At 53.5% G+C, this 19,654-nt stretch carries 16 protein-coding genes; 9 read left to right on the top strand and 7 right to left on the bottom strand.

Features of this window, described 5'->3' with window-relative positions:
- The first annotated feature begins 24 nt into the window (after positions 1 to 24).
- Positions 25 to 1,308, top strand: coding sequence for an HD domain-containing phosphohydrolase (locus AACZ40_RS12010; protein ID WP_291167041.1), 1,284 nt, complete (start codon positions 25 to 27; stop codon positions 1,306 to 1,308).
- Positions 1,305 to 2,069, top strand: coding sequence for a CPBP family intramembrane metalloprotease (locus AACZ40_RS12005; protein WP_291167040.1), 765 nt, complete (start codon positions 1,305 to 1,307; stop codon positions 2,067 to 2,069). Before AACZ40_RS12010 ends, AACZ40_RS12005 begins: the two co-directional genes overlap by 4 nt.
- 31 nt (positions 2,070 to 2,100) lie before the next feature.
- On the opposite strand, the gene AACZ40_RS12000 is transcribed toward AACZ40_RS12005, so the two are convergent.
- Positions 2,101 to 2,793 carry a hypothetical protein gene (locus AACZ40_RS12000; protein ID WP_291167038.1) on the bottom strand — a complete coding sequence of 231 codons (693 nt, stop codon included), beginning with the start codon at positions 2,791 to 2,793 and terminating at the stop codon, positions 2,101 to 2,103.
- A gap of 47 nt (positions 2,794 to 2,840) precedes the next feature.
- Complete coding sequence (locus AACZ40_RS11995) at positions 2,841 to 3,383, bottom strand: DUF2617 family protein (protein WP_291167037.1); 543 nt, start codon at positions 3,381 to 3,383, stop codon at positions 2,841 to 2,843.
- Positions 3,384 to 3,694: 311 nt separating this feature from the next.
- Between AACZ40_RS11995 and AACZ40_RS11990 the strand changes: the two genes are divergently transcribed.
- Together AACZ40_RS11990 and AACZ40_RS11985 are read left to right on the top strand one after the other, a co-directional pair.
- Positions 3,695 to 4,087, top strand: coding sequence for a BlaI/MecI/CopY family transcriptional regulator (locus AACZ40_RS11990; protein WP_291167035.1), 393 nt, complete (start codon positions 3,695 to 3,697; stop codon positions 4,085 to 4,087).
- A complete protein-coding gene (locus AACZ40_RS11985; RefSeq protein WP_291167033.1) occupies positions 4,074 to 7,430 on the top strand; it encodes a M56 family metallopeptidase in 3,357 nt (1,118 codons plus the stop codon). The genes AACZ40_RS11990 and AACZ40_RS11985 overlap by 14 nt, the downstream gene beginning before the upstream one ends.
- An 8-nt stretch (positions 7,431 to 7,438) precedes the next feature.
- Here AACZ40_RS11985 and AACZ40_RS11980 read toward each other — a convergent pair whose 3' ends face one another.
- Together AACZ40_RS11980 and AACZ40_RS11975 are read right to left on the bottom strand one after the other, a co-directional pair.
- On the bottom strand, positions 7,439 to 8,374 hold the full coding sequence (locus AACZ40_RS11980; RefSeq protein WP_291167031.1) for a translocation protein TolB: 936 nt from the start codon (positions 8,372 to 8,374) through the stop codon (positions 7,439 to 7,441).
- Between the two features lie 46 nt (positions 8,375 to 8,420).
- A complete protein-coding gene (locus tag AACZ40_RS11975; RefSeq protein ID WP_291167029.1) occupies positions 8,421 to 9,347 on the bottom strand; it encodes a translocation protein TolB in 927 nt (308 codons plus the stop codon).
- A 329-nt stretch (positions 9,348 to 9,676) separates the two neighbouring features.
- Between AACZ40_RS11975 and AACZ40_RS11970 the strand changes: the two genes are divergently transcribed.
- Positions 9,677 to 10,249, top strand: coding sequence for a VOC family protein (locus AACZ40_RS11970; RefSeq protein WP_291167027.1), 573 nt, complete (start codon positions 9,677 to 9,679; stop codon positions 10,247 to 10,249).
- Positions 10,250 to 10,299: 50 nt separating this feature from the next.
- Here the strand turns inward: AACZ40_RS11970 and AACZ40_RS11965 are convergent, their stop codons facing one another.
- The gene (locus AACZ40_RS11965) at positions 10,300 to 11,802 is read right to left on the bottom strand and encodes a sigma-54 dependent transcriptional regulator (protein ID WP_291167025.1); all 1,503 of its coding nucleotides are present in this window, start codon (positions 11,800 to 11,802) and stop codon (positions 10,300 to 10,302) included.
- A gap of 582 nt (positions 11,803 to 12,384) precedes the next feature.
- On the opposite strand from AACZ40_RS11965, the gene ispD reads away from it, so the two are divergent.
- Entirely contained in the window at positions 12,385 to 13,155 is a 771-nt protein-coding gene (gene ispD, locus AACZ40_RS11960; RefSeq protein ID WP_291167023.1) for a 2-C-methyl-D-erythritol 4-phosphate cytidylyltransferase, read from the top strand.
- 203 nt (positions 13,156 to 13,358) lie between these two features.
- Complete coding sequence (locus tag AACZ40_RS11955) at positions 13,359 to 13,925, top strand: hypothetical protein (protein WP_291167021.1); 567 nt, start codon at positions 13,359 to 13,361, stop codon at positions 13,923 to 13,925.
- Between the two features lie 164 nt (positions 13,926 to 14,089).
- Here the strand turns inward: AACZ40_RS11955 and ilvD are convergent, their stop codons facing one another.
- Positions 14,090 to 15,781 carry a dihydroxy-acid dehydratase gene (ilvD, locus tag AACZ40_RS11950; protein ID WP_291167019.1) on the bottom strand — a complete coding sequence of 564 codons (1,692 nt, stop codon included), beginning with the start codon at positions 15,779 to 15,781 and terminating at the stop codon, positions 14,090 to 14,092.
- Between the two features lie 121 nt (positions 15,782 to 15,902).
- Positions 15,903 to 16,193, bottom strand: coding sequence for an antibiotic biosynthesis monooxygenase family protein (locus AACZ40_RS11945; protein ID WP_291167017.1), 291 nt, complete (start codon positions 16,191 to 16,193; stop codon positions 15,903 to 15,905).
- A gap of 453 nt (positions 16,194 to 16,646) precedes the next feature.
- Between AACZ40_RS11945 and AACZ40_RS11940 the strand changes: the two genes are divergently transcribed.
- Entirely contained in the window at positions 16,647 to 18,650 is a 2,004-nt protein-coding gene (locus AACZ40_RS11940) for a sigma-54-dependent Fis family transcriptional regulator (RefSeq protein WP_339674523.1), read from the top strand.
- Positions 18,651 to 19,405: 755 nt separating this feature from the next.
- Positions 19,406 to 19,654 (top strand): hypothetical protein (locus AACZ40_RS11935; protein WP_339674521.1); only part of this gene is annotated, 249 nt, incomplete at its 3' end.

The raw sequence follows: 19,654 nt of genomic DNA, 5'->3' as shown, positions 1-19,654 counted from the left end.
AGCTTTTTCCGACAGGGATGAATCGTGACGAATTCCACCAGACTGCTGCGCTGGCTGACGCCTCCCGTTCGACAGGAACGCGACGACTGGACATTGCTGCGATACTGCGCAGATGGCTCGAAACTGCTGCCAGTGGATTCCAGCGCGTTACGCATGCTGCAGATTTCCTATCGGGAATTGAACCAGCAGAATCAGGGATTAAAGATCGCTCCGCAGCACACAATACTGATACAGCTGCAGGCACGGGTGCAGGTCATTCTGCTTCGCTGCCGTCTGTATCTTGACGAACACCCGACCCATTCTGTTTCCCAGGCCCAGGAGCCAATCCTGGCGCGTATTCTGGAATACCTGCGTGAGGAACAGCGGTATATCCGGCAGCAACTGCTGCTGGCACAAACGACTGAGTATTATGTGAAGCAGTTAAAGCTGGCGACGCAGGATGTCTGGACGAAAACGTACTGCTGCCCGAATCTGCTATTGAACCTGATTCGCAAAATCAAAAATGACGACGCGCACCTGCATCAGCCGGGAGAATTCCTGTTTGCTTCACTGGAAAACATTCAGGAAGTCACCACGGACCAGTTAAACGATGCAGATTTAGCCGTCTATCTCCGGGGGCTGGAAACCGCGCGATTGATATGTTTCGTCAGTCGCAAAATCAGCGCCTGGCAGGAAAGCGGTGACCTGCTGATGATTGCCGGCCTGTTACACGACCTGGGCTGGCTGATGCTTAAGCCACAAAAGAACGCACGCACTGATAAGTCGAAAACAGATCAGAGGGAAATCGAACAGGGGCATCCCGTTCTCGGTGCGGCTTTGCTGGGCGGTCTGCGTGGATTCCCGGGAGACTCCTATCTGTCGGAAGTCATTTCGCAACATCATGAACGCCTGGATGGAACCGGTTACCCGCGGGGCCTGCATACTTCGGCACTGGGTGAATATTCGCGCCGGCTGGCCGTGGTCTGTCGCTTTCTGGAACTAAAGAATATCGAACGTGAACTGACGGCGGACGGGATCCGGACATACGAACGGGAAGAAGTCGCCTTTGCGGCGGCGCTGGAACTCTTTCGGGAGTCTCGCCGCGGGGAATGGGATGAGACGGTCGTCGATCAGTTTTTATCTGCCCTGGATCAGAGTCTGCTGGAAGTGCTGAAAGAAACCGATCGCCATAACGATCCGTTCACGCTCAAACGATTCCAGCAGCAGCGACACGATGCAGCGCACGAGCAGATTCCACCACCCCATTTTTCACTCGATTCTGCTGCTGCCGAGTCCGTTCCCCTGACTGAAAACCGTTCTGAGACATGACGCATAAAAACGACTCGCAAAGCGAGCTGGCTCTTACCGAGAGCACGTATTGGCGCGAAGCACGGCAGCCCCTGGTCTGCCTGGTGTTTCTGGCGCCGTTGCTGTTGATCTATGAGTGGGGCGTGCTTTCCATGGGAGGCAACCAGCCGGAACTGCTCCGCAACGGGGCAGACTACTGGATGCGCAGCTGGCTTTCTCAACTGGGATTTACGCAGACCTTTCTGCTGCCGGCGTTGATCGTCATCACGCTGCTGCTGTGGCACATCTTCTGTAAACATCCCTGGAAGATTTCGGGCGAAACCTTAGTCGGCATGTTTGCGGAAAGCCTGTTGTTTGCCTTTTGTCTGATCGTGGTCGGGCAGGTTCAGGATCTGGTGTTTCAGCAACTGCCTCAGCCCACGTTGATGTTCATCGAACGCGAGTCCGCTTCGCGGGTGGTGAGTTTTGTCGGCGCGGGCGTTTATGAAGAGGTGATGTTCCGCCTGCTCCTGCTGCCGTTGTGTTACCTGATCTTTCGCGGAATGCTGCTGGAAGTCCGCTCGTCTGCCATCCTGGCGATCATCTCGACCAGCCTGATCTTTTCACTGGCGCATTATGTGGGCGTCTCAGGCGATCAGTTCTCGGTATTCAGTTTTACATTTCGCACGGTCGCCGGTCTGTTTTTCGCCGGTCTGTTTTTTCTGCGGGGCTTTGGGATCACCGTTGGCGCGCATGCCACTTACGATATTATTGTCGGCGTGATGCTGGAAACGACGGCCTGACAGGTTGATCTGTCTGAGGCTGGATCAACGACTACCAGAATCGATAATAGCTGCCTCGTCCGTAGCCGGTATTATATCCGGACTGGAATACAATACTGCCATACAGGGTCGGGCGATAAGGCCAGACGCCGCAGTAGTAACCGTAGAATCCCGAATTGGCATAGCCATAATATGCCCCGGGCGCACCGAAGTAGGAACCTCCGTAAGGGAGATAACTGCCCCAGAGAGGGGTGTAACTGCCGAGGTAAGGTGTGTAATTCCCATAGTAGGGAACATAATTCGAGATGACATTACCCGAGTAGGGCGAACAGTAGCAGGACGAGTAAGCGGTCCAGGCGTTACAGACGGGGCGCGGATAGAACGAACTGCCCGCCCACGAATACCCGATGCCGGCGGGGTAGTGGTTGATCCCATAATAGCCGGGACGGTAATAGCGATAACCCGCAACCGCGGCATAAGGTCGATACCGGTAGTTGTAACGGCGGGCACCATAGCCGTAATATGTCGAACGATAATTCGAATAGTTGCGCGGGTAGCCCGCGGAATAGCGGTACGTCGAGTACCGCGGAGAGCGTCGATAGACGGACGAAGAGTACGGCGTATGATAGCGGGAAACAGAAATCGGCCGCGCGGCGGACACAGACGAAGTTTCCCAAGCGGTCAGCGCCAGCAGGCAACAGCCGAGTACGAGCGTTCGCATTGATAATTTGAAATAGTCGGTCATGATTTCGGTTTCCCGTCTTCCATGACGTTGATCAAAAAATTCTTATATCAAAACTCAAACAGTGATTGCGTTTTTACCACAGCCAGTTCATCCGGAAAGGTATGGAACGCATGAATCAGTAAACTGGTCTGATTCGCTTCAAAGTCGATGATGCTCAAGGCACCCGGGGTCAGGCGGTTCTCAGAAATGAACTGGTACGCCAGGTCGGCACGTTGCGCATCCATCAGGTATTCTTCATGAACGTTCTTGAAGATCGTGTAATCCAGTTCTTCCAGCTGATAACTGACCTGGTAATACAGGCCCGACTCCAGCTGTACTGAATCAGAACGACAGCCCCGCACCGGCTTTTCCAGCAGGCGTTTCTGACTGGGCAGCGGGTTCTGAAAGGAAGTCAGGATCTCGCAAACGGCTTTTCCATTGTGCTGAATACAGGCAATATGCCCGGTCTCACAGACCTTCAGAACCGCGGAGAAGTTCTTCTGTTTGATTTCTGACGTGGCCAGAGTCGTATAAAGTTCCGGGTGTATGGAACGCCCAATCAAGCGAAAAATCAGATCATTAACCTTCGGTCGGGCGGATCGGACATTCATTATCGTAAATCCAATAAATGGAAATTGCTGTCTCGTAATTACTTATGATCGAAGATGGTGATGCGTTCTTTAAAACAGAAACTCCCCCCCGATCAGAGTCATCCCCCGATTCTAAGCGATCAGGAGACCAATTCCAAACAAGGTTTGACCAGATTTTCAAACTCGCTTTCTATTTTCCAGAACGCCGATTTTGCGATTGACTTTGGGAGAGAATCCTCCCGTGAAAAATTCCACTTTTTTCAGACTGCGATTGACTCAAGTACAAATGTAATTAAACTGTCGCAATTACACTTGTACTTGAAGGAGCAGGAATGACAGATCGGCCCGCATTATCCAGGGGGGAAATGGAAATCGCCCGCGCCTTATGGGGATTAAAACACGCGACGGTCCGCGAAGTATTCGACTCGTTCCCCGCCTCGCGAGGCATCGATTTTACCACCGTGCAGACCTATCTGCGGCGACTGGAGAAAAAGGGATACGTAAACGTCAAGCTTGAAGGCCGAACCCGCGTGTACTCGCCGCGCATCAAGCCTCGCACGGTGATTCGCGAAACCGTCGATGACCTGGTGGACCGCCTGTTTGCCGGGGAGACGTTCCCCCTGATGCAACATCTGATCGAAGATCGCCAGGTGAGTCGTGCGGACCTGGATGCGTTGAAGACATTGCTGGACCAGTTGACGGAGGAACGCGATGCAGCCGACTGACGTTTCAATTTCATCACTGGTATGGCAGCAGTTCTGGCAGTGTTCGGCGCTGGTTCTGACGGTCTGGCTGATCTGTCGGCTGGTACGTTTCAGGCGTTCGCATCTGACTTGTCTGCTCTGGCTGGTTGTCCTGCTGAAATTCATCACGCCCCCTGTCTGGGACAGTTCGATGGGGCTGTTCTGCTGGATTCAAAGTGGATTGCCTGCCAATGTTTCACCCAGCCAGCCGCCTGAGGAACCAGAATTTCTGACGCGAACCGAATCCACGCGTCTGCTGACCGGAGACGATATGGGAAAACTGCCCGACGTCTCAGCGAGCCCGGATTTCAAGGTGACGATCCATGAGAATGAAACGTCGCGGCAGACTCCTGTCCGTTCAGAAACGACGACGGTTCCCGTGCAACCAACTGCCGAAAACATCGGGCAGCCTGCGGCTCACTATTCCGTCAAAGAGATGGGCGTGGTGATCTGGATAACGGTCGGTCTGTTGATCGCAACAGTGATGCTGGTTCGTTACCTGCGCTGCTGGCACATCATTCGGCGGGCGGGAGAACAATCGCATCCGGAGTTGAACCAGTTGTTAGCGCGATTGTGTTCAGAATTAAAATTGAAACGCCGTGTGCGGCTGCTGATTACCCACAGTCGGATGGGCCCGGCGGTGATTGGCCTGTTGCGTCCGACGATCATTCTCCCGACGGCGATCACGGAAAGTCGTTCCCTGAAAGCGCTGGAACCGGTGCTGGCGCATGAGCTGATTCACATCCGCCGTGGCGATTTGTGGATTGGTCTGCTGCAACTGCTGGCGTCGGTGGTGTGGTGGTTTCATCCGCTGGTCTGGTTCACGGGCCGGCGCTTGAAATTCGAAATTGAACAATGCTGCGATGAGGAAGTGCTCGCCGAACTGAACTGCGATCCCAGGCAGTATGCCGCCTGTCTGCTGGAGATTCTGGAGTTGAAGCAAACGTTAAAAGCGGTCCCCGTAGTGCCGGGCGTGCGTCCGGTGGAAATAACTTCAAAACGACTGGAGCGAATCATGCGACTCGGACAAGGATGTCAGAAGCGAACCCCCTGGTGGTGCTGGATGATTTTTGTAACGCTGGCAGCAGTGGTCCTGCCGGGCGCAGGGTTCGTGGTGTCGGCTGCGGACCAGGCTGAAGAACAACTGCCACACAGTAATAAAGAGGAACATGCAGGTAGTCTGAATTCAGTAAAGGATCCCATTCAGGCACTCCCGTTTTATGATCCGATCAAACGGGCAGCGAACAGTAACAACCTTTTCAGTCGCAGTTATTCAAAGGACTTGGCTTATCTGTCTGCTGAGATTGATATGCGGGACTGGATTTCCCGTTCTGTCTGCACCCGTGAATATTCCATTAAAGAACTTCTGGATAAGACCAGTAAGAACATGGGACCCATGCGGGCAGAAGCTGTTCTGAAAGAAAAACTACATGCACGGCTCAAACTGCTCAGAGAGTTCGCTGCTGTAAACGAGCGACCCGATTACAGTACTTCAATACCAGTTTACTGTGAAACCCACCAGATCCCTCTCAAGGACGAACGCAAGCAATGCCGCATGGTGTCCTATGGTGGAAGTTGTATCCGGGATGATCGACTCATTGTGTGGGCAAAGGATGAACGTTATCACAAACTGGTGGAGCAGGCGCTGGATGAACTGTCCCGGGAAGAGATGACTCCCTTTGTTCTGACGGCAAAGTTCATCTCGGTACCACGCGGTCTGCTGGACAAAATCAGTTCTGAAAGAAGGCAGGTGAAGGTCTACCAGGCTGAGAAGACGGCAGTAGTCAGTGACGCTGCTGCCGGAGAGCAGCCGGAATTGATCGGGCCGGAAACAATCAGTCATCCTTCCCTGATCTGCGAAATCCTTGATGAAAAGCGTGTCAGGGAAGTGCAGCGAATTATCAAGTCCTCAACAGACACGCAGACCATATCGGCACCGCAAGTTCGATTTATCGATGGGCAGACGGTGCAGCTGGAAACAAAAAAACGCCACGAACTGGAACCGGAGTTTCGCGGTGCCGGTCAGTCATTTTCCGTGAAAAATTATGATGTTGGCCTGGATCTGCGCGTCACTTTCTCCACGAGACGGGGAATTCAAAATCGAGGAATGCTGGATTATCAGATTACCAGTTCTGAGTATGCCGGTTTGAAAAAACAGAAGTTGTCTCATCCCGAAACCGGGATGGATGCAGAGCCAGAAGTTCCTGTGATTAAAGAATGGCATTTCAAAGATGCCAGACTACTGGAGCCTGGCCAAGTGCTGCTGGTAGAAGGTTTGGAGCTGCAGTATGAAACGGATTCTAAAAATGTTCTGTTAGCGTTGTTCCAGGTGGAACGCGTCAGGCATGATGGAGCAGGCAAGCTGTTGCTCGGTGTGGGAGTCAACAGCGATGCCGGCGTCACCGGGCAGATTCGACTGAATGAAGAAAATTTTGAAACGCAGCTGTTGACCGAGTCTTATCCGGTAAAAGATCTGGTGGTGCCGATTCCGCAGCAATTCACGTTACCTTACTTTGACCCATTGGAAAGTAAGAAACAGGAAGCACCCCGATTTGAACCATTAATTCAGCTCATTCAAAAAAATGTCACACCAGATCAATGGAAGGAACCGGTTAAAACCGGCTGTACAATCAGGGTATTTGAGCAGAATCTTTCTCTGATTATCAGGCAGACTCGGTCAGGACATGATCAGATTGCTGATCTGTTGGAGAAAATCCGTGCGGTACAGAACCGAATGTTAAGGGTTGGGGTGCGATTTATTTCCGCTGGAAATCTACAAAACTGGTATGAACACTGGGACGCATCACCGGCCGAGGAAGCAAAAGCATTTTCAGATCGTATGCGAACAGCAAAACTCCGTGAGGGAATCATCATTAATCGGAGCGAGGCCAGTCTGATCAAACTAGCGGCCCGCAGACTGGTACCATATGCCGATAGAAACGTGGGAAGAGAAAATTTTTGTATTCATCGTCATACCAGTGACCTGCCTTTTCCTGACCTGATGGTGGAAGGGGCAAAAAGGGACTGTCACATTCAACTGCATCCGGTCATTCTGGAGCAGGATCAAGTACAGATCTCGATGATCGTTAATCCTGACGAGGTAGAGGACTCACTCTCGAATCTCAAAAGGGGAACGATTCCCCAGGAACATACTCTGCTGGTCGATATCACGGAACAGATTACAGGTCAGAAACATTCTCTGTTGCCTTCGGAACTGCAGGGGCAAGTCCTGGCTGGTCAGGAACAACAGAACCGTTATCTGCTGCTGGTAACTCCTTCGAAACCGGACAATATTACTAAACTGCGGATCACTCCCCATAATTAAACCGCAACTCACTCCCCCGTCCCGCTGACGTTGAACAGCAGGCTCTGGCCGTCGGGGGTGAAGCAGACGTCGCCGATGATGGTGCCTTTGACTTTGATTTCGATGGGGGCGGGCGGTTTGTCTTCCGCGGGGTTGAACTGCATCAGCTGTCGCGGCTGGGCTCCGGCGGCGAAGACGATTTTTTCGCCCGAGGGATGCCAGGCGATGTCGGCATAGGGGGCGGTTTTGTTCGAGTAATGCACTTTATAGCCCTGCTGTTTGCCGGCGGCGTTCAAGGTCGCGATATCGTAAGTATCCTGATCCACGTTGCGGCCTTTGAAGCAGACCCAACTGCTGTCAGGCGACCAGGTCATGTTCCAGTAAATCGTTGAGTAGGGGCTCTCACCGGCCGGAAAGAGATCGGTTTTTGTGCCTTCCACCAGATCGTAGACACGGATATTGGCGTTGTTTCCTGAACGGACGGTGTAGGCGATTTTTTTCCCGTCGGGCGACCATTGTGCGCCCCAGCCTCCTGCTTCAATCATTTCAGTTTTTGTACCATCAGCGTGCATGAGGGCGACGCCGTAAGGAGAGATCTGCGAGAAGGCCATCCGATTCCCCCCGGGCGACCAGCTGGGCATCACGCCGGAACTGATGGCTTCGAGGTTTGTGCCATCGGCGCTGACGACCATGATTTTCCCGTCAGAAAAATTCTCGCCTTCCTGTGACTTTCTGCCATCAAAAGCCAGTTTCTGGCCATCGGCTGAAAAAACGGGCGACCCGGCAGTAAAGTATTCGCCGGGCACGAGAAAGAGTTTCGCTTCCCCACCTTCGGAAGGCGCGGTATAGAAGCGAACGCGTTTGACGCCCTCCGCTTTTTCGTCGGCTGAGAGTGGAGCACTGACCGCACAGCACAGAAACAGAATGATGAGCAGAGACCGTCGGGGTCTATGTGAGCGTTTCATGGGAATCCCCCTGGAACTGGTGACTGATGAGTTGAGAGTCGAATGCTTACTTATCACGTGCGTTGAACAGCAGGTGTTGGCCATCGGGGGTGAAGCTGACATCGCCGTTAATATTGCCGTCGACGGTGATGTCGAGCGGTTCGGGGGCTTTGTCTTCCGCGGGATTGAATTTGAGCAGCTGGCGGGGTTTGGTGTCCGAGCCGAAAACAATCATATCTCCCTGGGGATGCCAGGCCATGTCCTGGTACGGCGAGCCTTTGCTGCGATAGTGGACTTTATAGCCTTCCTGCATGCCGGCGATGTTGACGGTGGCGACTTCATACATGTTGTCGCCCGCATTGCGACCCAGGAAGCAGACCCAGTTGCTGTCGGGTGACCAGGCCATGTTCCAGTAGATGGCGGAGTAGGGACTTTCGCCTGCGGGGAAGACATCGAACTTTGTATCTTCGATCAGATCGTAGATGCGGAGGTTGGCTTTGCCGGACGTATAAAAACGGTAGGCAATTTTTTTGCCATCGGGCGACCATTGCGCGCCCCAGCCCCCTGATTCAATCAACGTGGGATTGGTGCCGTCGGCGTTCATGATGGCAACGCCTGAGGGAGACAGCTGCGAGAAGGCAATCCGGTGGCCGCCGGGAGAAAAGCTGGGCATCGCGCCGGCCCCGATGATTTTCGGCTCAGTCCCATCTGCGTTGGCGATGGTGATTTTCACGTTGGAAAAGGTTTCGCCTTCCTGAGATTTCCAGCAGTCATGCGCCAATTTGGAGCCATCGGGAGAGAAGGTGGGAGAGCCGGTATTATAGTAGTCTTCGGAGACGTAATATTCTTTGGGATCTTTGCCTTCCGGGCTGGCGATGTAAAACCGGGTGCGGTTGACCTTGGGCTTTTCATCCGCCACGAGCGGGCCGGGGTCGAAACTCTGAATCAAACTGACTGAGATGCAGATCATTGCCGCGTACACAACTGATTTCATTTCGAATCCTCTTCTCTGTTGATGTCAATACATTCAGGGGCCTGCCTCGTCGGTTATAACATGTCGCAGACTGCGATTAAAGAAAAAAGTGTAACCGATCAATCAGCGTCAGGGACCGGGGGCGGCGTGCTCTGAAACGGGGAGTGCAGAGAATACCTGAATTCCGTTTCACAAGATCAATTAATGAACTAAGTCGCGAATTTAAATAGTTTTGAGAATCAGGATGAGATCGGGTTGAGGTCTGAATCTGATCAAGATAGCCTGATGTGAACAAGGCCTGTGTTGTGGATGACCAAGCGCCTTTTCCCGTTTCAATCAGGAGTACGTCAATGAAGAACCCCAGTTTTGTGAATCGCGAGCTGATCTGCACGACATTCATCGTGTTTGTTGTGAGTGGATTAGCAGCCTGGGCTGCCAGCAGCAAAACTGTCCCCGATGCCGAATTTGCCAAGTCGACCGTTGACTTCGGAATCGTCGTCAGCGATATCGACAAATCACTGGCGTTTTACAAGGATGCACTAGGACTCAAAGAACGGGAGCCTTTCGAAGTGACTCCGCAGATGGGAGCCGACTCGGGTCTGTCGGATCACCTGCCTTTCAAGGTATTCCCGCTGGTGCTGGAGAATGACAGTACGGCCACCAATGTGAAACTGATGCAGTTTAAGGATACACCGGCTAAGAAAGTGGACAACTCGTATATCCATTCTTCCCTGGGAGTGAGCTATCTGACCATCTATGTCAAAGACACCACAGCGGCGCTGGAGCGTGCCAAAGCGTTTGGCGTGGAACCGATCGCCAAAGGCCCCATTGCTCTGCCGGAAGGATTTCCCAAAGGCATTTATCTGACGCTGCTGCGTGATCCCGACGGGAACCTCATCGAACTGGTGGGACCGAAGAAGTAACCCGTCAATCAAAGCCGACATATTTGATGATGACACTCGCTGGGGTGTCATCATTTTTTTGTGTTCATGCCGTACTTTTTCATTTTGTTATACAGGGTCACACGGCTGATCCCCAGTGTTTTCGCAGTGTTCGTGCGGCTGTAATTGTTTTTGAACAGAGCCTGTTCGATCAGCTCTTTCTCCGTGACGGCCACCTGGTCGCCCAGGCGTTCTGAGTCGTTCTGCCTGTGATTCAGTACGACCGACGGGTCATTGGTCGGGCCCACCAGTCCCATCAGGATATGCGACGGCAGGTTCTCTTTGCGTAAGACTCCTTCACGGCAGTAGATGACCGAGCGCCGGATGACATTCTCCAGTTCCCGCACATTCCCGGGCCAGGGATAGGAGTGCAACGCTTCCATGAACTCTTCATCAATGCGATCAACGGGAATCTTATGCTTGATTGACATCTGGTGCACGAAATCGTTTGCCAGCACAATGATGTCTGACTTGCGTCGTCGCAGGGGGAGTACATCGAATTTGAGCATGTTCAAGCGATAGTACAAGTCAGGCCGGAACTTGCCTTGTTCGACGAGAGGCTGCAGATCCATATTACTGGCGACGACCAGGCGGGCCTGGTTGACGTGCGTCTTATTGGAGCCGATCGGTTCGAATTCGCCGGTCTCGATGACGCGTAACAGTTTGACCTGCTGTTCGGGACCCAGCACATCGATTTCGTCCAGCAGTACCGTTCCCCGTCCCGCAGCCAGGAACTTACCGTCTTTATCGGCATGGGCACTGGTGAAGGCACCGCGAACATGGCCGAACAGTTCACTTTCAATCAGGTCGTTCGGCAACGCACCACAGGCGACGTTCAGAAACGGTTCGTTGCGCCGTGGTGAAACATCATGGATCAGACGGGAGAGATAGGTTTTACCAGCTCCGGTTTCCCCGATCAGCAGCACGGTCACATCATGCTGTGCGGCGATTTCCAGCTCATTCAGCATGAGCTTCATTTCGTGCGAATTGGTTTCGAAGCGACGGGTGATGCCTTGCCCGGTGCCTGCCGCCGCCGGCTCTCGGCTGGTGTTCGCAGAGGAAGCTCGTTTCGCCGCTGGTTTTTTATTATCAGGAGTGGAACTGTTCGAGGTCGCTCCCAGTGAGGCATTCAACATCGCAGACTGACTGACCACGACTTCCTCCTCCGGGTTCAGGCAGGAATCGATTTCCAGCAGCAGCTCTGCTTCGCTGGCGAAACCTTTAATGTGCATCATCGCGGTACAGGCCGCCCGGCGTTCGAGGATTTCGGGACATTCTTCCTCGGTGAGCAGGATGATTTCGGTTTCAGGAGCAGCCGACTGAATCATCTCCAGCAGCTGGTCTTCCTGGTGTCCGCCGGACAGGAGAAACCGCAGGTCGACCAGAATGGAATCGATGTTCTGGTCACTGCATTGCTCGTAGCAGTCTTCGAGGCTGCTGCAGAGAGAGAGCTGAAAGGTTTTTTTGAAATGAGCGAGGATCTGCTGCTGAATCACTGTGTCGCGAGTTACCAGAATCAGTGTCGGGAGTTCCATGATGGCTTTCTCTATTTCAAAATTTCAAAGTAGTGTCTTATCAGACCTGGAATGGGACGTTGTCCGACAGGGGCCGCACGCTCGCTGGCGTGCTCGCCTGTCGTCGATCAACCGTCAGTACAGGTTTGATGGACCAGTAGTTTCTCTGGGAGGACCGATTACCGACCGTCGTAGACAGGGAAGTGAGCCTGTCTGGCCAGTCTGGTTATCGAAGTGCTTCTGTTTTTAAACAAATAGGATGCCAGACTGTAAAGGTTCTCAGACACTGGAGAGTTAAGTTGAATACTGTCAGTGAGATGCGGCGAAATAAGAAATTCGGAATGGCAAAAAAACGACACAGATGATGTGGTGAAAAAACATCAATGATGTGGTGTGTTGATTTAGATCAACGTGAAACAGGCGTTGTGCGCTTCGTGGGAGACCGCTTTTATCAATCAGCAGGGAATTCGCGAGTGCGAGCTATTGGATGCGGAATTGGGGCTTGTTAAAATTCAGAAACAGAGTATGAAACAGGGATGCGTTTTCAGAGAATCGGGAAGGCGTGTTATGAGACGGGACACAGGTTAACGAGAGGGGAATCCAGTGGCGAGCTTCGCAGTCATCTTAGCAGCAGCCGGCAAGAGTTCACGATTTCAGTCGAAAGGGGCAGCCGTCCTCGGCTCGGGGCCTCAGAAAAAACCGTTCATGGATTTGAAGGGGCGGGCGGTCTGGGTCCGCTCTGCAGAGATCTTTTCGAACCGGGAAGATGTGAAGCAGCTGATTATCTCGGTAGCGGCTGAGGATATCGAGTGGTTCAAACAGAAGTTCCGCCCGAATCTGGCGTTCATGGAAATTGAAATTGTCGCCGGGGGTGCTGAACGGGCCGACTCGGTGCAGAATGCGTTAGCTCGTGTGAAAACGGACATTGATTATGTTGCCATCCACGATGCGGCCCGTCCCTTGATTACCGATAAATGGGTGGGCGAAATCTTCTCCGCCGCGGAAAAACATGACGCGGTGATCCCCGCCGTCCGGGTCTCCAGTACCCTCAAACGCGCCGGCAAAGATCTGAAGATTCAGGAAACCGTCGACCGGACAGGGCTCTGGGCGGCACAAACGCCCCAGGTCTTCAAACGGCAGTTGCTGTTGGACGCGTATGCCCGGCGCGGCGATTTTCAGGCGACCGATGAAGCACAACTGATCGAAAATATGGGTCACCCGGTCACGATTGTCGAAGGCTCCCCTCTCAACCAGAAGATCACCACCGCGGCGGACTTCCGGATGGCAGAGGCGCTGGTTAATGCACTGCCTAAACCGAAAGGCATCCAGGCACTACATCCCTTTGCCGATGAGGAACCTCGCGGGATCATTTAAACGCCCGAATCGAAATCCCTGAATCTCGACTGAATTTACCAACTCCAGTTTGAGCTTCGGGCCCCGGGAGGTTACGCTGGTGTGCAGCGCTTGCGGCTGTGTCTGGAGAACTGAAATGGTCCGGACACAGTCTTGAGTGAAGTCAGTTCTGAGTTGCGTCGATGCCAGATTAATCCTCTATCACTTTCCTGAAGGAAGCCACCATGAGTTCGACTCCTGATTCCGCAGAATCTGCTAAACCCGCTGCAAAACCCAAAAAACAGGTTTCGACACAACGGCGCGTCATTTCCTGGGTCTTTATCGTGATCCTGCTGGGAGTTGTTCTGCTGGAATGGCGTGCGAAATCGTCTCAGGCAAAAACCTTTGAGAGCCTGGGGACTGCCATGGAAGCAGAGTCTGGCGGGGAAATTCCTTTTGCCCAGTTTGAAGAGACCATTCAGGGAAGTCCGTCAGTCGAGATTGATGAAACCGGACTCATCATGCGGCTCTATCATTACAAGTGGAACGGGATATTCAAAACGTATCATATGCGATTACTGGTGAATGATGAGAACCTGGTGGTAACGTATGACGCGTTGCCTGAAGGAGACACTGTGAATGGCATGCGTCGGATTTCGAAAAAGAGCATGCAGGATCTGGTAGAGAAAAATAAACAGGAACTCGCCGACCAGAATGCAGATCAGAAGCCGGCAGCCGAGACGCCCGCCGCCGGGGAGCCTGCAAAAACAGAGACGCCTGAAAAAGAATCAGCGGCTCCCAAAGACGAGTGACCGATTCGATTCCATAAAAAACAGCCCGGACTCCTGTGGGATTCCGGGCTGTTTTTGTTTTTAAAACGCGTCACGTTGAACCAGAGCGTCTCTCAATCGATTCTACTCGGTCCAAATGGTCCCGGAGACGCTACAGTAAAACTGGATACAGTCTGCTTTGTTGATTACTCGTCGGTCACGCAGCCTTCGGACGCGGATTTGACACTCTTGATGTATTTATAAAGTGTGCCCCGTGTGTATTTGAACGGCGGTGCGGTCCAGGCTTTGCGTCGTTCTTCCAGTTCCTCATCGCTGACTTCCATATCCAGGCGGTTTTTGTCGGCGTCGATGATCACCTTGTCGCCAGATTTGACCAGGGCGATCGGTCCCCCTTCCTGTGCTTCCGGAGTGATGTGTCCCACGATGAAGCCGTGTGATCCGCCGGAGAAACGGCCGTCAGTCAGCAGGGCGACATCTTTTCCAAGTCCGGCACCCATGATGGCGGAAGTCGGCGTCAGCATCTCGGGCATCCCCGGTCCCCCCTTGGGACCTTCGTAGCGGATGATGATGACGTCACCTTTCTGAATCTTTTTGTCTTCCAGGGCTTTGAGCATGTCCTCTTCCGAATCGAACACGTTGGCGGTGCCTTCGAAGACGAGGCCTTCCTTACCGGTGATCTTGGCGACGGCGCCGGTGGGAGCCAGGTTTCCTTTGAGGATCTGCAGATGGCCGGTCGGCTTGATCGGGTCTTCCACAGCGTGAATGATGTCCTGACCCTCTTTGAGGCCCGGCAGTTCCGCCAGGTTTTCGGCCAGGGTTTTTCCGGTGACGGTCATACAGTCGCCATTGATCAAGCCTTTTTCGAGCAGGTATTTCATGACAGCGGGGGTGCCGCCAATTTCCTGCAGGTCGGCCATCACGTATTTACCACTGGGTTTGAAATCGGCCAGCAGTGGGATGCGGTCGCTGACGGACTGGAAGTCATCAATGCTGAGTTCCAGGCCAACGGAACGGGCGATGGCCAGCATATGCAGCACGGCGTTGGTGGAACCGCCCAGTGCGACAATCAGGACCATCGCGTTTTCGAAGGCTTCGCGGGTCATGATATCGCGGGGTTTCAGATCCAGTTCCAGCAGCTTCTTAATGGCGGCACCGGCGCGGATACATTCATCGAGTTTATCCGGGTGTTCTGCAGGAATGGAAGAACTGTAAGGAAGCGACATCCCCAATGCTTCGATGGCGGAGGACATGGTGTTGGCGGTATACATGCCGCCGCAGGCACCAGCTCCGGGACAGCTTTTCTGTACGATTTCTTTCCGGGTTTCGTCGGTAATGGTACCGGCCAGGTATTCGCCGTAAGACTGAAAGGCGGAGACGATATCCAGCTTCTGGTTATTCAGACAGCCGGGAGCAATCGTTCCCCCGTAAACCATGATCGAGGGACGGTTGAAGCGTCCCATGGCAATCAGGCAGCCGGGCATGTTTTTGTCACAACCAGGCAGCGAAATATTGGCATCGTACCACTGGGCACAGGTGACGGTTTCGATGCTGTCGGCGATCAGGTCGCGGGACTGCAGTGAGTAGGACATGCCATCGGTGCCCATGGAGATTCCGTCGCTCACACCGATCGTATTGAACCGCATGCCAACCAGGCCGGCGGCTTCGACACCCTCTTTGACCTTCGCGGCCAGTTTATTGAGGTGCATATTGCAGGAGTTGCCTTCGTACCAGACGCTGGAAATACCGACCTGGGCCTTGTTCATATCCTCTTCGGTCATGCCGGTGGCATATAGCATGGCTTGCGAGGCGCCCTGCGAGCGGGGCTGTGTGATACGGGAACTGAATTTGTTCAAAACGGGTTGCGAATCGGCTGACATCGACGTGGTTCCTCTAAAGTAATTTCACTATCTATATAGTTTGAGTAAGAATCTGGATCACGGTGCTGAAGCTGTTTCAGGCATGATCACAATTGAGAGCCGGGCAGTGAGAGCCGGGTCTTTATTCCAGCAGCATTTTCATGCGATAAGGGACTCGTTCGACACGAGGCAGAATCTGGGGCTGATAAATCTGAGTATACGCTTCGGCTTCGCGGTGTGCCTTCCAGGCGTCTTCACTTTCCCAGTGTTCGACAAGGACAAACGTCGCAGGTTCGCCTTCAGACTGATAAACGTCAAACCGCAGACAGCCAGGTTCGGTACGGGACAGGCGACAGGCCTCGGTTAACAGCCCCTGGATTTCCTGTGCATCAGTGGCATCTTTGAGCGTCAGAATGACATTGAGACAAAACATGATGATTCTCTTGAATTCATGAAGGAGTGGGTTGTGATCAGGCAAAATGCGAAGCAGGATTTTGAGCTCCGTTTATCTCAATACAGTAACACTCTGAAGTCCGAAGTGACAGTAAAGCAGGATTCTTAAACCACAGGGAACGGCAAATCTCCGGCAGCAGGCACAAAATCCGTAATGCCGGATCTGTTCAAATGATACTCAGCCTTGGTGAAACTGCGAGTTATGCGAACTGATTGTGGGAATTACGGTCTGCGTTGAGGCTGCGGGTCTCGTAGTCTACAGGGGACCTTTGTCAAAAGGGGCCGAAAAAAGTGCAAATCGAGTCCACACTTGGATGACGGGTTGCCTGTTGTCTGTTATCATTCCGACAAGAGGCAGAAGCGAATGGATGACAGAACTCTGCCCTTTGAATCTGATAGTTGGTTCTTTTGATTCCTGTTGGGGGAGTGCCAGGTGAGTAAGATCGGGACAGTGGAGTGGTTGGACTGGAAGCGACTGCCTTTATTTTCCAGATATGATGCGGAAGCGTCCCTGGTACAGATGTGTGACCGGTTGCTGGAAGAAGCGACCCGTCAGGCATCAGGCGATAATTATGTTCGTCAGTTTCTGCCTCAACTGGCGACGGAACTTTCGTGCCAGTGGTGTACCCTGATTGAGCGTACGCCTGAATGGGAAACCCTGTTCGAATTCGGTCGCAATGCCGCCGGCGGTTTTCCTTCGACACTGTGTGATGAAGCGCTGGACCGCGACGCCGCGGGACTGTGTGTCGACGAAAACCGGGCCGACTGGTCCTTTCTGGCGGCGCCCCTGGGAGATGTCCGGCCCAGTACGATTCTGCTGGCAGGGGGCAGAGACCTGAATGCAGCTTCTCTGAGTGAAGCAATCATTGCAGCCCGCGCGCTGGGTTATGCGTTGTCCGTTGTGGAGCAGCGGGAAAAGAATCTGCGCCGCATCAAACGCCTGCAGACCACATTACATATCGCGTCCAGTTTTTCGTCGGCCCGGGAAACCCAGCCTTTGCTGGAACTGATCGCCAAAGAAGCGACACGTCTGCTGGAGAGCGAACGTTCCAGTATTTTCATCTGGGATCGCGAACACAAGCAGGTTGTCGCCTGTCCCGCGCTGGGTGTGGAAGGCAATACATTGCGGCTGCCCGATGATGTGGGGATTGTCGGGGATGTGATTCACAGTGGTAAGACGATTCGCGTGGATGAAGCCTACAACGATGAGCGGTTTGATCCCAGTGTGGACAAGTCGAGCGGCTTTCGCACCCATAACCTGTTGTGCGTTCCCTTGCGAAATAACGCGGGCGAACTGATTGGTGCGTTTGAGGTCATGAACAAGGAGAAAGGCAAAGCGGACTACGATGACGCCGATGCCCAGAGCCTGGAAGAACTCGGCGTGCAGGCAGCCACCGCGCTGGAAAATACCCGCGAGATCGAACAGCTGTCACGCAGTCGTGATCAACTGACAGAACAGGCCAAACAGAAAGTACGGATCATCGGCAAGAGCTCTGCCATCTCGGCCCTGCGCTCCACCATCGAACGCCTGGCGAGTACGGATCTGCCCGTGTTGATTCTGGGAGAAAGCGGAACCGGGAAAGAAGTGGTCAGCCAGTCGCTGCATTACCAGGGGCCGCGGGCCAATACACCATTCATTGCCGTCAACTGCGCCGCGCTGACCGAAACACTGCTGGAAAGCGAACTGTTCGGTCATGAGAAAGGGGCTTTCACCGATGCCCACGAAACCCGGGCCGGCAAGTTTGAACTGGCCGAAGGGGGGACGCTCTTTCTGGATGAAATCGGCGACATGAGCCCGGGAGGCCAGGCCAAGTTGTTGCGTGTGCTGGAGCAGAAGGTCGTCACTCGCGTCGGCGGTTCAGAATCGATTCCCATCAATGTGCGCGTGGTTGCTGCAACGAATGCCAAGCTGGCGGATGCCGTCCGCGATAAGAAGTTTCGTGAAGACCTGTATTACCGGTTGAGCGTGGTCACCCTGGATCTGCCTCCGCTGCGCGAGCGACCGGAAGATGTGATTCTGCTGGCTGAATTTTTCCTGGCGCAGTTCTGTTCCCAGGCGAATCGGCGTGTCTTGAAAATTTCCGCGGAAGCGAAAAAACGGTTGCAGGCTCATATCTGGCCCGGCAATGTGCGCGAGCTGCGAAACCTGATGGAACGGGTGGCCTTTCTGTGTGCCGGCGATCGGGTGGAAGTGGAAGACCTGGCATTCATTTTGAGCCCGTCCCGTGATTCGGTCGTCGACATGTCCGCCGACCTGAGCCTGAAAGAAGCCTCACGTCGTTTCCAGCAGGAATACATTCGCCGCACCATCAAACGGGTGGGGGGCAACATGAGCGAAACCGCAAAATGCCTGGGCCTGCACCGTTCGAACCTGTACCGCAAAATGAGCCAGCTGGACATGCACGAAGCCAACGAAGGTGCCGACGACGAGGATTGAGGGGGGCCGTTTTGCAGCCCGCTTTGGAAGGTTGTCTCTGGGGTTGTACCAGCACCGTCGGACAAGCCGACGGTGGCACACGCACGTCTGATACTGTTGGGCAAATTCCAATGACATAAGAGTTTTCCGTGTGCCATGGACCGGCTTGGCTGGCCGTGCCGAATGGGTACAGAAATGCCTGTTTCCGGATGGCACGTGTGAGCTGCGACCTCCTGTTCGCTGCGCTCACCCCGAATTGCATTCGGGGTCACCCTTTCTTCTCTCACATTATTTTCCCATTAGCCGAACGGCGTTAGCCGCGGTTTTTGCGAACGTGATATGAAAGCCGGGGATAATGGTTCAGCGGCTCATCTGGAATGTTTTACGGTGAAGAACGTTAACACCTTTTTGATCCTTCTTTTGATCATTCAGTGGTTCGGGATTTTCATCTGCGGGGAGTGGGGGACTTCATTTATAATACCTGGTGAAACGGGTAAGGGGACGATAATACCAACACTGTCGGGCAAGCCGACAGTGGCACGCGCCCGTCTAACTTTTGTAGGCACATTGCAATTAATAAAGAGATTTTGGGGTGCCATGGCCGGCTTGTCCGGCCGTGCCGAATGGGTGTGGAAAGCCTGGTGCTGGAATGAACGCGTTAGCTGCGACCTCCTGCTCGCTCCGCTCGGCCCGAATTGCATTCGGGCTTACCCCTGTTTTTCTGAGTTGGGATAGTTACTCAAAGCACTGTCGGGCAAGCCGACAGATGGCACCCGGTGGTATCCTGCCTTGCAGGCGGGAACTGGTTCACTGAGCACCGTTGGACAAGCCAACTGTGCCACCTGGACGAGCAGACAAATGGCACCCGCACGGGGGGAGAGGATATTGATGTTTTGTTATTTTTGTGGGGTTCATTCTTGTGTTCGATCTGTGGTTTGTGGTCAGTGGTTTCGTTGCATGCTGGGTTATTCATGGTGGATTATTTTGTGGAAAGTCATGGGGGCGTCAAGGGGGATGAACAATAT

Source organism: uncultured Gimesia sp. (assembly GCF_963972345.1).
In the GTDB taxonomy this organism is placed as follows: Bacteria; Planctomycetota; Planctomycetia; order Planctomycetales; family Planctomycetaceae; genus Gimesia.
This window is presented reverse-complemented; position numbering and strand designations above follow the sequence as displayed.

Excerpts from the sequence above, each read along its gene's own strand:
- AACZ40_RS12005 (WP_291167040.1), top strand. The coding sequence starts at position 1,305 with ATGACGCATAAAAACGACTCGCAAAGCGAGCTGGCTCTTACCGAGAGC.
- AACZ40_RS12000 (WP_291167038.1), bottom strand. The coding sequence starts at position 2,793 with ATGACCGACTATTTCAAATTATCAATGCGAACGCTCGTACTCGGCTGT.
- AACZ40_RS11995 (WP_291167037.1), bottom strand. The coding sequence starts at position 3,383 with ATGAATGTCCGATCCGCCCGACCGAAGGTTAATGATCTGATTTTTCGC.
- AACZ40_RS11990 (WP_291167035.1), top strand. The coding sequence starts at position 3,695 with ATGACAGATCGGCCCGCATTATCCAGGGGGGAAATGGAAATCGCCCGC.
- AACZ40_RS11985 (WP_291167033.1), top strand. The coding sequence starts at position 4,074 with ATGCAGCCGACTGACGTTTCAATTTCATCACTGGTATGGCAGCAGTTC.
- AACZ40_RS11980 (WP_291167031.1), bottom strand. The coding sequence starts at position 8,374 with ATGAAACGCTCACATAGACCCCGACGGTCTCTGCTCATCATTCTGTTT.
- AACZ40_RS11975 (WP_291167029.1), bottom strand. The coding sequence starts at position 9,347 with ATGAAATCAGTTGTGTACGCGGCAATGATCTGCATCTCAGTCAGTTTG.
- AACZ40_RS11970 (WP_291167027.1), top strand. The coding sequence starts at position 9,677 with ATGAAGAACCCCAGTTTTGTGAATCGCGAGCTGATCTGCACGACATTC.
- AACZ40_RS11965 (WP_291167025.1), bottom strand. The coding sequence starts at position 11,802 with ATGGAACTCCCGACACTGATTCTGGTAACTCGCGACACAGTGATTCAG.
- AACZ40_RS11955 (WP_291167021.1), top strand. The coding sequence starts at position 13,359 with ATGAGTTCGACTCCTGATTCCGCAGAATCTGCTAAACCCGCTGCAAAA.
- ilvD (WP_291167019.1), bottom strand. The coding sequence starts at position 15,781 with ATGTCAGCCGATTCGCAACCCGTTTTGAACAAATTCAGTTCCCGTATC.
- AACZ40_RS11945 (WP_291167017.1), bottom strand. The coding sequence starts at position 16,193 with ATGTTTTGTCTCAATGTCATTCTGACGCTCAAAGATGCCACTGATGCA.